The following is a 12628-nucleotide window of genomic DNA, read 5'->3' on the forward strand; positions in this document are numbered from 1 at the left end:
AATCATAGAAAAAAGCTGGTGGTTTTACACCTGCGTCGACATTATTTTTTCTCGATAACTTTGACTAACTCATAACGGATGCTTGGGGCATCGGCGGGTGGGTTAGGCACATCAAATTGTTGAACCTCTAACACGTAGTTATAGCCCGGCTCGTAGCTGAATCCTTGAATAGATGAGTAAAAATATTGCCAATCATCAGTTGGTTTTTCTTTAACTTTCATGCATTTCATAGGTGCAACGCCGACACAGTCAGCCAGAGAGGAGTCAATATAAAAGATTTTATTGTTGCTGTTGGTGGGCTTCATCGTGTTGGTATTATTTCCGTTTTGGCATCCTGCAAGCAGAACAAAAAGGGATGATGCGAGTAGAATTTTTTTCATAAAGGTTCCTCTAGTTTCAGGCAAAAGTGTCTGAATGAGAGTAATTATAGCAAAATGAGACGGGTAATTATTCCCAAAAAAATTATGATCTAACAAACAATCAAATTTGAAGTCTCAATTGGGCGTATGATTTTTTTAGATTAGTTGAGATCATTTTAATAGATAAGAACCATTTTTATTGATTGGAGATGGTTTTTTTGTATCAATTTCGCAGTTAAGCTGTATAGCAAACTGTTTGTCTAACAGAATTTCCTATATAATGTCTGCCTTTTTTGACATTCTGAATTTTCAGCTCTGTGTTTTGCAAATTCAATGTTTCTAAACATGAGGTTAAGCAAACACACCGTTTAGCAAATGGGTTCAGCAAAATGCCAAATTCCCGCAGCAAACCACAGCACAGTATGCTGAGTAAATAAATTACGCTGGGTAAACAACAAGCTGAGTAAAAGGATAGAGTATGCGTACTAATTATTGTGGGCAATTAAATATCGCTCATGAAGGCCAGAAGGTCACTCTTTGTGGATGGGTAAACCGCCGTCGTGACTTAGGTGGTTTGATTTTTATCGATATGCGTGACCGCGAAGGCATCGTTCAAGTTTTCTTTGATCCAGAGCGTAAAGACATATTTGAGAAAGCGTCAGAACTGCGTAACGAGTTCTGCATCCAAATCACAGGTACAGTACGTGCGCGCCCAGATAGCCAGAAAAACAAAGATATGGCAACGGGTGAAATTGAAATCTTTGCTGAAGGTCTGGAAGTCTTTAACAAATCTGAACCTCTGCCGCTAGACAGCAACCAAACTAATACAGAAGAGCGTCGCTTAAAATACCGCTATTTAGATTTACGCCGTCCGGAGATGTCAGATCGTCTACGTACGCGTGCGAAAATCACCAGCTTTGTTCGTAATTTTATGGACAAAGAAGGCTTTATGGACGTTGAAACGCCAATGCTAACCAAAGCGACGCCAGAAGGGGCGCGTGACTACTTAGTACCAAGCCGAGTTCATAAAGGTAAGTTCTATGCACTGCCGCAATCCCCACAGCTGTTCAAACAACTGCTGATGATGTCTGGCTTTGATCGTTACTATCAAATCGTAAAATGCTTCCGTGACGAAGATTTACGAGCTGACCGTCAACCTGAATTTACCCAAATCGATGTGGAAACCTCGTTCATGAGCGCGGAACAAGTTCGCGAAGTGATGGAGCGTATGATCCGCAACCTATGGCTTGAGGTGAAAGGCGTTGATTTAGGCGATTTCCCAATCATGACCTTTGCAGAAGCGATGCGTCGTTACGGTTCAGATAAACCAGACCTGCGTAACCCAATGGAATTGGTTGATGTTGCTGATATTGTTAAAGATGTTGAGTTTGCAGTATTTGCGGGTCCAGCAAATGACCCTAAAGGTCGTGTTGCAGCGCTGAAAGTGCCAGGTGGCGCAGCAATGACCCGTAAACAAATTGACGAATACGGCAATTTCGTGGGCATCTATGGTGCGAAAGGCTTAGCGTGGATGAAAATCAACGAACGCGCGAAAGGCTTAGAAGGTATTCAAAGCCCAGTTGCGAAGTTCCTAAGCTTAGACATTATCGAGCAAATTATTGAACGTACTGGCGCAGCTGATGGCGATATCATCTTGTTTGGTGCGGGTGCAAAAAATGTGGTGACTGACTCAATGGGCGCATTACGCCTGAAAGTGGGTCGTGACTTCGAGCTGACAAACTTAAATAGCTGGCAGCCACTATGGGTTATCGACTTCCCAATGTTTGAAGAAAATGGCGAAGGTGGTTTAACAGCAATGCACCACCCATTTACTTCACCGAAAGATTTTACACCGGAAGATCTGGCGAAGAACCCTGAAGATGCTGTTGCGAATGCCTACGATATGGTTATTAATGGCTACGAAGTAGGTGGTGGTTCTGTCCGTATTCACCGTAGCGAAATGCAACAAACCGTATTCGGTATTTTAGGTATTAATGAAGAAGAACAACGTGAGAAGTTCGGCTTCCTGTTAGATGCACTGAAATACGGTACGCCACCACATGCAGGTTTAGCATTTGGTTTAGACCGCTTAGTCATGTTGTTAACTGGAACTGATAACATCCGTGATGTTATTGCATTCCCGAAAACCACCGCAGCGGCATGTTTAATGACCAATGCACCAAGTCATGCAAACCCTGATTCACTGACTGAATTAGCGATTGCAGTTGTGGCGAAAGAAGAAGAGTAATGAAAAGTTATAAGCGCCCAGAATCGATATTAGTCATTATGGTGGCTGAAAAAACGGGGCGGGTGCTTATGATGCGGCGTAAAGATGATCCAGACTTCTGGCAATCAGTAACTGGAAGTTTGGAACTTCATGAAACCAGTGCTGCGGATGCAGCGCTTCGCGAAATCAAAGAAGAGACGGGGTTTAACCCGCAACCAAGTCAGTTACATGATTTGTCGAAAAGTATCATCTTTGAAATTTTCCCGCATTTCAGGCATCGTTATGCACCAGATGTAACCCACTGTAAAGAACATTGGTTTAAATTGGTGCTGAGTGATGAACAAACGCCATTACTGACTGAACACACTGAATTTTGTTGGCTTGAACCGCAACAGGCAGCAGAGCTGACAAAATCGTGGAGCAACAGCCAGGCTATTTTAGAATTTGCTGTTTAATTATTTTATTGACGTTTTTGGAGATATTTCATGGCAGGTCATAGTAAATGGGCCAACACCAAACACCGTAAAGCGGCGCAAGACGCAAAGCGCGGTAAGATTTTCACTAAAATTATTCGTGAGCTGGTCACTGCAGCGCGTTTAGGCGGCGGCGATGTCGCAACTAACCCACGTTTGCGTGCTGCTGTGGATAAAGCATTATCAAACAACATGACTCGCGATACATTAAACCGTGCGATTGCGCGTGGTGTGGGTAATGATGACAACGATAATATGGAAACCATCATTTATGAAGGTTACGGTCCTGGCGGTACAGCTGTTATGGTTGAATGTTTAAGTGACAACCGTAACCGTACCGTTTCTGAAGTTCGCCACGCGTTTACTAAAACGGGCGGTAACTTAGGGACTGATGGCTCTGTATCTTATTTATTCACCAAACGTGGCGTGATCACTTACGCACCGGGCGTGGATGAAGATGCGCTGATGGAAGCTGCACTTGAAGCGGGTGCTGACGACGTTGAAACGTACGATGATGGTGCAATAGATGTTTACACCACCTTTGAAACGTTCGGTGCGGTTAAAGACGCATTAGATGCTGCAGGTTTCACTAGCGAAGCCGCTGAAGTTTCTATGATCCCATCGATTACGGCAGAGCTTGATGTTGAAACGGCACCAAAATTAATGCGCCTGATCGACATGTTAGAAGACTCAGACGACGTTCAAGAAGTTTATCATAACGGTGATATCTCTGATGAAGTTGCTGAGCAACTGTAATTAAGACGATGTCTGCGTAGAGAAAGCAGGCTGTGTCCAGCCTGTTTTCTCTAACGCCTCTCCCATCTTCATCTTCTCTTTTATTTGCTATATTTATGATGGCAGGAATGCTATTTACACTGAAATTCCGGTGGAAACGCTGATATTCCCTTGTTGCCATTGTGGCTGTCATTAGATGGGGATAAGATGATATGAAAATTAATAAAGGGCAACTATAGGTTTTATATGGCGATTATTCTGGGTATCGACCCTGGTTCACGGATCACAGGATACGGTGTTATTCGCCAACAAGGTAGGCAATTACTCTATCTCGGAAGTGGGTGTATTCGTACTCAAGTTGATGATTTACCAAGCCGTCTGCAGCGTATTTATGCGGGAGTCTCGGAAATTATCACCCAGTACCAACCTGATGTTTTATCTATCGAACAAGTCTTTATGGCGAAGAATGCGGACTCGGCTCTGAAACTGGGGCAAGCGCGTGGTGTGGCGATTGTCGCGGCAGCAAACCAAAATATTCCCGTTTTTGAATATGCGGCTCGTCAAGTTAAACAAACCGTAGTGGGAACGGGAGCTGCAGAAAAAAGCCAAGTCCAGCATATGGTGAAATCTATTCTAAAATTATCGGCTAGCCCTCAAGCGGATGCCGCAGATGCGCTGGCAATTGCCATCACCCATTGCCATTTTAATCAAAACTTGCTGAAAGTCGGTGATCCGCGTTTAGTGTTAACCCGCGGAAGATTAAGATGAAGACTGGATATGCATCCAGCATTTTTTGTGGTATAAACAGCAGAGTCAAAATTTAAGACGCTAATCAAATTTAAGGGGTTTAGTGTGATAGGTCGTTTACGTGGCATCGTATTAGAAAAGCAACCACCCATTGTGTTACTTGAGCTACAAGGTGTTGGCTATGAAGTTCATATGCCAATGACCTGTTTCTATGAATTACCTGAAATTGGCCAAGAAGCTATTGTTTTCACCCACTTTGTGGTGCGAGAAGATGCTCAATTACTGTATGGCTTCAATGACAAACAAGAGCGCGCACTATTTAAAGAACTGATTAAAGTTAATGGCGTGGGCCCTAAACTGGCACTTGCGATTTTATCCGGTATGTCGGCTCAACAATTTGTATCTGCCATTGAGCAAGAAGCGATTTCTTCGTTGGTGAAATTGCCGGGTATCGGCAAGAAAACTGCCGAGCGTTTAGTGGTCGAAATGAAAGACCGTTTCAAAGGCCTGAATGGGGATCTTTTCAACCCTGTGAGCGATATTGATTTACCAAGTGTGAAGAGCCAAGGACCAAGCCAAGCAGATATCGAAGCCGAAGCTGCTGCTGCCTTGATTGCTTTGGGATATAAGCCGCAAGAAGCCAGCCGTATGGTGAGTAAAGTCGCGAAACCTGATAGCGATTCTGAAACTCTGATCCGTGATGCCTTACGCGCAGCACTTTAATTGAGAGATTATTACGATGATTGAAGCTGATCGCCTAATTACTGCTGAAGTGCTGCATTCTGAAGAAGAAGCCATTGATCGCGCGATCCGCCCTAAATTACTGGATGAGTATATTGGGCAACCGCAAGTTAAGCATCAAATGGAAATATTTATTCAGGCAGCCAAAATGCGAGGGGATGCGCTCGACCATCTGTTAATTTTTGGGCCCCCAGGGTTAGGAAAAACTACATTAGCGGGTATTGTTGCCAACGAGCTTGGGGTTAATTTGCGGACAACGTCAGGGCCAGTGTTAGAAAAGGCCGGGGATTTGGCTGCGATGCTGACTAACCTTGAACCCCATGATGTCCTTTTTATTGATGAAATTCATCGACTTTCACCAGTAGTCGAAGAGATTTTATATCCTGCCATGGAAGACTATCAATTAGATATTATGATAGGCGAAGGTCCTGCGGCACGTTCCATTAAAATCGATTTACCGCCATTTACGTTGATCGGTGCCACTACGCGAGCGGGCTCCTTAACGTCGCCACTGCGTGACCGTTTTGGAATTGTACAACGATTAGAGTTTTACCAAGTTGATGATTTGCAACATATTGTGAAGCGTAGCGCTCAGTATATGGGGCTGGATATCACGGAAGAAGGGGCCTTGCAGGTCGCAATGCGCTCTCGTGGAACACCACGGATCACTAACCGTTTATTACGGCGCGTGCGTGACTTTGCCCAAGTGAAAGGCAATGGCAGTATTGATGAGTTGATTGCGAGCCAAGCGCTGGATATGTTGAATGTGGATGCGGCGGGTTTTGACTATCTTGATCGTAAACTGCTGGTGGCCATCATCGATAAGTTTATGGGCGGACCGGTGGGGGTTGATAACCTTGCCGCAGCGATTGGAGAGGAACGCGAAACCATCGAAGATGTGCTTGAGCCTTATCTTATTCAGCAAGGGTTTATCCAACGAACGCCTAGAGGGCGTATGGCAACATCCCATGCCTATTCTCACTTTGGTTTAACGCCAAAAGAGGTTTAAACCCGAAAAAATCCTTTTAATACAAAGATAATTGAATGTGGTATCACGAAAAAGCCCTTGAGCATGAAAAATGACTCAAGGGCTTTTTGTTTTAGGCTAACTTGTATTGGTTGATCTGTAATTTGCAGTCGCGATTAGTTTTTTGTTTTTATGCACAAACTTAAGATAAACAAAATAGCGGAGGTGAGCACAACGGATGGGCCTGCAGGAGTATCATAAAAGGCGGACAACGTTAACCCGCCAGTAACGGAAATCATGCCAATACCAATCGCAGTGAGTGCCATTTGTTCAGGGGTTTTGGCAAAACGTCGGGCGGTGGCAGCAGGAATGATCAGCAAAGAGGTAATGATCAGCGCTCCAACAAATTTCATTGCAATCCCGATAGTTAATGCCGTTACCATCATCAATAATAAACGGGAGCGTTGGAGATTAATTCCATCCACAAAAGCCAGTTCTGAGCTGACAGTCATTGATAAAAGCGCCCGCCATCGATAAAAAAGCAACCCACAAACGACAACCACGCCAATTAAAATCGTTATAATATCTTCGTATGTTACTGATAACAAATCACCAAATAGATAGGCCATCAGGTCGACGCGGACATTCGCCATTAGGCTGACGACAACCAGCCCTAAAGAGAGGGAGCTGTGAGCCATAATGCCGAGTAACGTATCGACGGCGAGTTGAGGACGTTTTTCCAACCACACGAGGATCAGGGCCAATAATAAAGTCACTGCGATCACCGCGTAAAAGGGATTAATATTTAGCAGCAAACCGAAGGCAACACCTAGCAAAGATGCGTGGGCGAGGGTATCTCCAAAATAGGACATACGGCGCCAAACCACAAAGGAACCTAAAGGGCCGGCAGCAATCGCGAGTAACATACCTGCAATCCAACCAGGTAGCAGTAACTCAATCATGATGGCAATCCTTACTGTGTTGGTGGGATGTGATCACATTACCTTCTAAATCATGTTGGTGATTGTGTTGATGACGGTAAACCCCCAGTTGCTGTGCGCCTCGATAGCCAAACATCGCGACGAATTCAGGGTGATTAGAGACAACGTCAGGGGTACCAGAGCAACAAATATGTCCGTTAATACATAAAACTTGGTCTGTTTTTGCCATGACTAAATGCAGGTCATGGGAGACCATGAGAACTGCGCAACCAAGTTCAGTTCTTAATTGATTGATTAAGTCATACAACGCAACTTGGCCATTAATATCGACGCCTTGGGCGGGTTCATCGAGAACCAACAAATCAGGTTTATTAAGTAAGGCACGCGCAAGCAGAACGCGCTGGGTTTCACCGCCTGAGAGTTTCTGCATTGGCTGGTCAATAAGGTGCGTGGCTTTAACCCGTTCGAGGGCGGGTAATAAATGTTCCGTACGGACACCTTGCTTTAACATCATAAACCGCTTCACGGTTAGAGGCAGGGTGGTATCTAAATGTAGTTTTTGTGGAACATAACCAATAGAGAGTGACGAGGCTCTGCTGATAGTGCCTGATGTGGGAGCTAATAGCCCCAATACCACGCGAACAATCGTGGATTTACCGGCACCATTAGGCCCCAACAACGTCACGATATCACCTTTGTTAAGCGCAAAAGTGACATCCTTTAATACAGGTTTATCGCCAAATGAGACGGAGATTTTATTTAAAGATAGTAGTGGTTGCATATGAAAACATCTTGCAGAAATCAAGTTGTGTTATATTATAACATTTCAATTTTAAGATCACGGAAAAATGTTCATGATACACAAATCGAAACTTATTACCCGTAAATTCATCTGCAAAGCTACGTTAGCCTCAGTTTTAACCGCATCGATGTTGCCAATAGCCAATGCCGATGTCGTTACATCGATTCGACCTTTAGCCTTCATTGCGGCGGGGATCGCTGATGGTGTCACTGATACACAAGTTTTACTTCCTGATGGTGCTTCGCCGCATGATTATGCACTGAAACCTTCGGATTTAAAAAAGATAAAACAGGCTGATTTATTTGTTTGGGTTGGTCCTGAATTAGAAATGTTTTTAGAGAAGCCAATCAATGTGTTAGACCAGAATAAACGTCTAGCATTGGCTGAACAGAAAAATATTCATAACTTATTAATGGCTGAAAACCACGAGGAGGAAGATAGCCATCAACATGCCGATGAACCTAACCATGATGCGGATCACGAACATCATCACCATGGTGAGTATAATATGCACATCTGGTTGTCTCCAGATATTGCAAATTTGGCAGCCGATGATATTTACGCGCGTTTAGTAGAGGTTTATCCTGCTCAGAAAGATAAGCTGGACGTAAACCTTCGTAAATTCAAAGAAAACATGGCGCAAAACAATAAGAAAATTGCTAGTATTTTAAAACCGGCTCAAAATAAAGGGTATTTTGTTTTTCACGATGCTTATGGCTACTTTGAAAAACACTATCAGCTCGCTCCATTAGGGCATTTTACGATAAACCCTGAGATTCAGCCCGGTGCCCAAAAATTGCATCAAATACGAACACAACTGGTTGAGCATAAAGCGCAATGCGTTTTTGCTGAGCCACAATTCAGACCTGCGGTTATTGAAAGCGTAGCGAAAAATACGGGAGTCAAAATGGGTACTCTCGACCCACTCGGTAGTGGGCTGGCAATTGGACCAGATAGCTACATGAAGTTTCTGACTCAACTATCAGAACAATACGCAAGCTGCCTGAATTAAGCATAGAGGAATAGTTTAAAGTGCAGCAAATGGCAAATGGTATTGTGCAGGCATTTAATGGCTTGTCCAAGACCCATAAAATTGTGTTGAGCACGCTCACTGTAGCCACCATGGCTGTCGCGATTTGGCGGCCAGTGCATATCCCTATCACACATGAAGGTGATGGCTCTCCTGATACGGTTATTCCTTTTGCTCAATCAGCGATTGAAGCCGAAGGTAATGATTTAATTCAAGATAGTAGTGAACAGTTACCGGATGAAGGCGTTGCAGACAGCGACGCATCAGATGCGGATGGTACACCGCTCGCACATGAATATGTTGTCTCAAGTGGCGATAACTTATCGTCTATCTTGACCCAGTTTGGTATTGAAGCTGGTGATGTTGCGACACTTTCAAACCAACATAAATCATTACGTAACTTAAAAATCGGTCAAACCCTTAGCTGGACACTGAATACTGATGGCGAATTAGAGTCCTTAACGTGGGATGTTTCTCGCCGTGAAACGCGTATCTTCAAACGCGTTGGAGCAACCAACAAATTTGAAGAAACGAAAGAGATCCGTAAAGGCGATTGGACAAACAGCGTGATGACGGGTTCTATCGATGGAACGTTTGCTCAAAGCACGAAGAAAGCGGGTTTGACTCGTACAGAAGGCCGTGAAGTTACCAAAGCATTACAGTGGCAGGTGGACTTTAACAAGCTGAAAAAAGGCGATAAGTTTACCGTTTTAATGGGGCGAGAGATGCTCAATGGGACTCATGAACAGAGCCAACTAGTTGGTGTGCGTTTACAGTCTGGCGGTAAAAATTACTACGCTTTTCGTGCTGAAGATGGTCGCTATTATGACAGTGAAGGTAATGGTTTAGAACGCGGTTTCTTGCGTTTTCCAACGGTTAAACAGTTCAGGGTTTCATCACACTTCAACCCACGCCGTGTTAACCCTGTAACTGGCCGTGTTGCACCACATAAAGGGGTCGACTTTTCCATGCCAGTGGGTACGCCTGTATTAGCGGTTGGTGATGGTGAAGTGATTGTGGCGAAATACAGTGGTGCAGCAGGAAACTTTATTGCGATTCGCCATGGTCGCCAATATACGACGCGTTATATGCATTTACGTCAATTGCTGGTGAAACCAGGGCAAAAAGTGAAGCGTGGTGATCGCATTGCGTTATCGGGTAATACTGGACGTTCGACAGGACCACATCTCCATTTTGAAATGTGGGTTAACCAGCAAGCTGTCAACCCACTGACTGCGAAATTACCAAGCTCAGGTGGTTTAACAGGTAAAGAACGTAAAGAGTATTTAGAGCTGGTCAAAGAGACCAAATCCCAGCTTAAATTGAAATAACCATTTCAGTTTCTTCATCCAACAACTGGCAGATACTTGTGTCTGCCAGTTTTTTTTGTAATGCTCTTACACATTCATTTTTGGTTATCAAAATAGCCGTGATTTCTTGGGTATAACATGAATAAAGAACAAGATACCGATAGCAAAAAGGGCTATGTGCCAACGTTTCATAAATCCTATTTATTACCTAAATATTGGGGCGTTTGGTTAGGTGCGGGACTCTTCGTTGCGCTTGCTTATATTCCCGTTAAAGTTCGCGACCCTATGCTGGCAAAAATAGGTAAATGGGTTGGACGATTAGCAAAGAGCGCCCGTCGCCGAGCGAAAATTAACTTACTCTATTGTTTTCCTAATATGAAAGAGCAACAAAGAGAAGAGTTGGTTGATCGGATGTTTGAAACTGCACCTCAATCTTTTGTCATGTTGGCTGAATTGTGTGTACGTGGTGCGGAACGTACATTAGCGCGTACCCAGTGGCATAACAAACAGATTATTGACCAGTTGCAGGAACAGCAAAGCAATGTGATTTTTATGGTTCCTCACGGTTGGGCTGTAGATGCTCCTGCCATGCTATTAGCTGCGATGGGGCAGAATATGGCCGCTATGTTCCATCACCAGAAAAATCCCGTTGCAGATTATTTATGGAATAAGGCTCGTTACCATTTTGGTGGAAGGCTTCATTCCCGCGAAGCAGGCATTAAACCTTTTATTGCATCTGTCAGACAAGGTTACTGGGGTTTTTATCTACCGGATCAAGATCATGGGGAAGAGCATAGTGAGTTTGTTGATTTTTTTGGCACATACAAAGCGACCTTACCCGCTATCGGTAGATTAATGAAAGTGTGTAAAGCGAAAATTGTTCCTTTATTTCCGGTGTACGATCACGTTAATCATCAATTGCATATCTATGTTCGTGAACCAATGGATGATATTGATGGTCAAGATGATAACTATATTGCACGTAGAATGAATGAAGAGTTAGAGTTTTTAGTTGAACCTAATCCAGAGCAATATACGTGGATCCTTAAGCTCTTGAAAACGCGCAAGGAAGGTGAGATAGAGCCCTATCAACGAAAGGATTTATATCGCTAGATATCTTTTTAGCATCATAACAAGCCACGGTAATAATTATCCGTGGCTTTTGTTTTTTATATAGATATAAATAATACTGAAAATGCAAAACGGAGAAGCGATATTATAAATACATTGTTATATTCTTCGCAGAATAAAAATAGAGAATACGATGGATTGGAGAAAATATGGATAAAACAAGAACAACACTAGATCAATGGGTAACATTACAGGCTGTAGTTGACTATGGGGGGTTTGCTCAAGCAGCAGAAGTATTACATAAAACACAGTCATCTATTAGTTATACGATTAACAAATTAGAACAAGTGTTGGATATGGAAATTTTTGTAGTGGAAAAAAGGCGTGCAGTCTTAACCTCTCAAGGAGAAAAATTATTAGCATTATCAAGAGAAGTGACGAATAAAGCAATTGCGTTGGAAATAGCCGCCAAAATCATAACAAAGAAAATAAATAATAAAATAAAAATAGTGATAGATTCATTGTATGATAGTGATGATCTATTAAATAAAATCGAGAGGTTAATAAAAAATAGAAAGGATTACGATATTGAATTAACTAAAACATTACTTAATAGAGATGAAATTCTTTCATTCAAGGAGTTTGATTTATTAATCTCTCATCATTATATAGGTTCATTAAACCCTATATTTATTGGGGAGGTGAGTGCAATATTAGTCACAGAGCCCAATCATTATCTTCAAAAATGCACTCAAAATGAAATAGAAAGCAAGTTAAAAATAACACCTCATATTTTGCTATCTTCAACATTTCAAGAAAAAACAAAAAGTCGTCAAATAGTTAAAGTTACAAATACAGAAATAGCTATTAAGTTAACGAGGAACTCAGTGGGGTACTCTTGGCTTCCTAAGAATATTATTCATGAATTAATAGATGACAACTTGCTGAAGGAAGTTGAAAATGATATTTATAATGAAAAATATCAATTTTATATGTATAAAAATAAAAACCAAATAATAAACGATATAATCATAAGTTACCTATTTAATGATTACCAAACTAATTGATTTCAGTTTTAAATTTATCCTGTAAAGTTAATAAGTAATTTTGATTTTAATTTTAAAATTTCAATATAACCATTCATTAACTTAATTAAGTTAAAGTGTTATATTTCTGGCTAACGAGAAATATCAGTTACATTTCTTTTATGAAATTCAAGTCAAGA

Annotated in this window: 13 protein-coding genes; 10 read left to right on the plus strand and 3 right to left on the minus strand. The window is 42.3% G+C overall.

Going from position 1 to position 12628, the window contains the following annotated elements:
- Nucleotides 1-41: 41 nt before the first annotated feature.
- Entirely contained in the window at nt 42-380 is a 339-nt protein-coding gene (locus LDO51_RS15215) for a DUF4377 domain-containing protein (RefSeq protein ID WP_224060994.1), read from the minus strand.
- Between the two features lie 457 nt (nt 381-837).
- Between LDO51_RS15215 and aspS the strand changes: the two genes are divergently transcribed.
- From aspS to ruvB, 6 genes are all read left to right on the plus strand, one after another.
- Entirely contained in the window at nt 838-2607 is a 1770-nt protein-coding gene (aspS, locus tag LDO51_RS15220) for an aspartate--tRNA ligase (RefSeq protein ID WP_225575234.1), read from the plus strand.
- Nucleotides 2607-3041: a dihydroneopterin triphosphate diphosphatase gene (gene nudB / locus LDO51_RS15225; RefSeq protein WP_225575235.1), complete on the plus strand. Its 435-nt coding sequence runs from the start codon at nt 2607-2609 to the stop codon at nt 3039-3041. The genes aspS and nudB overlap by 1 nt, the downstream gene beginning before the upstream one ends.
- A 30-nt stretch (nt 3042-3071) precedes the next feature.
- Nucleotides 3072-3815 carry a YebC/PmpR family DNA-binding transcriptional regulator gene (locus LDO51_RS15230; protein ID WP_224060997.1) on the plus strand — a complete coding sequence of 248 codons (744 nt, stop codon included), beginning with the start codon at nt 3072-3074 and terminating at the stop codon, nt 3813-3815.
- Between the two features lie 225 nt (nt 3816-4040).
- Complete coding sequence (gene ruvC / locus LDO51_RS15235; RefSeq protein WP_036948281.1) at nt 4041-4562, plus strand: crossover junction endodeoxyribonuclease RuvC; 522 nt, start codon at nt 4041-4043, stop codon at nt 4560-4562.
- A gap of 84 nt (nt 4563-4646) precedes the next feature.
- Entirely contained in the window at nt 4647-5264 is a 618-nt protein-coding gene (gene ruvA, locus LDO51_RS15240) for a Holliday junction branch migration protein RuvA (RefSeq protein WP_132495865.1), read from the plus strand.
- A 16-nt stretch (nt 5265-5280) separates the two neighbouring features.
- On the plus strand, nt 5281-6291 hold the full coding sequence (gene ruvB / locus LDO51_RS15245; protein WP_225575236.1) for a Holliday junction branch migration DNA helicase RuvB: 1011 nt from the start codon (nt 5281-5283) through the stop codon (nt 6289-6291).
- Nucleotides 6292-6425: 134 nt separating this feature from the next.
- Here the strand turns inward: ruvB and znuB are convergent, their stop codons facing one another.
- Entirely contained in the window at nt 6426-7211 is a 786-nt protein-coding gene (gene znuB, locus LDO51_RS15250) for a zinc ABC transporter permease subunit ZnuB (RefSeq protein ID WP_225575237.1), read from the minus strand.
- Nucleotides 7204-7971, minus strand: a complete 768-nt coding sequence (znuC, locus tag LDO51_RS15255; protein WP_154638204.1) for a zinc ABC transporter ATP-binding protein ZnuC — start codon at nt 7969-7971, stop codon at nt 7204-7206. Before znuC ends, znuB begins: the two co-directional genes overlap by 8 nt.
- A 73-nt stretch (nt 7972-8044) precedes the next feature.
- Here znuC and znuA point away from each other — a divergent pair, with 73 nt between their 5' ends.
- The 4 genes from znuA (at nt 8045) to LDO51_RS15275 (ending at nt 12470) form a co-directional block, all read left to right on the plus strand.
- A complete protein-coding gene (znuA, locus tag LDO51_RS15260) occupies nt 8045-9004 on the plus strand; it encodes a zinc ABC transporter substrate-binding protein ZnuA (RefSeq protein ID WP_225575238.1) in 960 nt (319 codons plus the stop codon).
- Between the two features lie 29 nt (nt 9005-9033).
- Nucleotides 9034-10353 (plus strand): murein DD-endopeptidase MepM, encoded by a 1320-nt coding sequence (mepM, locus tag LDO51_RS15265; RefSeq protein WP_225575239.1) that lies wholly within the window; start codon nt 9034-9036, stop codon nt 10351-10353.
- 117 nt (nt 10354-10470) lie between these two features.
- Complete coding sequence (gene lpxM / locus LDO51_RS15270; protein ID WP_225575240.1) at nt 10471-11445, plus strand: lauroyl-Kdo(2)-lipid IV(A) myristoyltransferase; 975 nt, start codon at nt 10471-10473, stop codon at nt 11443-11445.
- 167 nt (nt 11446-11612) lie between these two features.
- Nucleotides 11613-12470 carry a LysR family transcriptional regulator gene (locus tag LDO51_RS15275; protein ID WP_225575241.1) on the plus strand — a complete coding sequence of 286 codons (858 nt, stop codon included), beginning with the start codon at nt 11613-11615 and terminating at the stop codon, nt 12468-12470.
- The last annotated feature ends 158 nt before the right edge of the window (nt 12471-12628 follow it).

The organism is Providencia alcalifaciens (assembly GCF_020271745.1).
Classification (GTDB): Bacteria; Pseudomonadota; Gammaproteobacteria; order Enterobacterales; family Enterobacteriaceae; genus Providencia; species Providencia alcalifaciens_B.

Coding starts and splice junctions, on each gene's coding strand:
- LDO51_RS15215 (WP_224060994.1), bottom strand. CDS start 380: ATGAAAAAAATTCTACTCGCATCATCCCTTTTTGTTCTGCTTGCAGGA.
- aspS (WP_225575234.1), top strand. CDS start 838: ATGCGTACTAATTATTGTGGGCAATTAAATATCGCTCATGAAGGCCAG.
- nudB (WP_225575235.1), top strand. CDS start 2,607: ATGAAAAGTTATAAGCGCCCAGAATCGATATTAGTCATTATGGTGGCT.
- LDO51_RS15230 (WP_224060997.1), top strand. CDS start 3,072: ATGGCAGGTCATAGTAAATGGGCCAACACCAAACACCGTAAAGCGGCG.
- ruvC (WP_036948281.1), top strand. CDS start 4,041: ATGGCGATTATTCTGGGTATCGACCCTGGTTCACGGATCACAGGATAC.
- ruvB (WP_225575236.1), top strand. CDS start 5,281: ATGATTGAAGCTGATCGCCTAATTACTGCTGAAGTGCTGCATTCTGAA.
- znuB (WP_225575237.1), bottom strand. CDS start 7,211: ATGATTGAGTTACTGCTACCTGGTTGGATTGCAGGTATGTTACTCGCG.
- znuC (WP_154638204.1), bottom strand. CDS start 7,971: ATGCAACCACTACTATCTTTAAATAAAATCTCCGTCTCATTTGGCGAT.
- znuA (WP_225575238.1), top strand. CDS start 8,045: ATGATACACAAATCGAAACTTATTACCCGTAAATTCATCTGCAAAGCT.
- mepM (WP_225575239.1), top strand. CDS start 9,034: ATGGCAAATGGTATTGTGCAGGCATTTAATGGCTTGTCCAAGACCCAT.
- lpxM (WP_225575240.1), top strand. CDS start 10,471: ATGAATAAAGAACAAGATACCGATAGCAAAAAGGGCTATGTGCCAACG.
- LDO51_RS15275 (WP_225575241.1), top strand. CDS start 11,613: ATGGATAAAACAAGAACAACACTAGATCAATGGGTAACATTACAGGCT.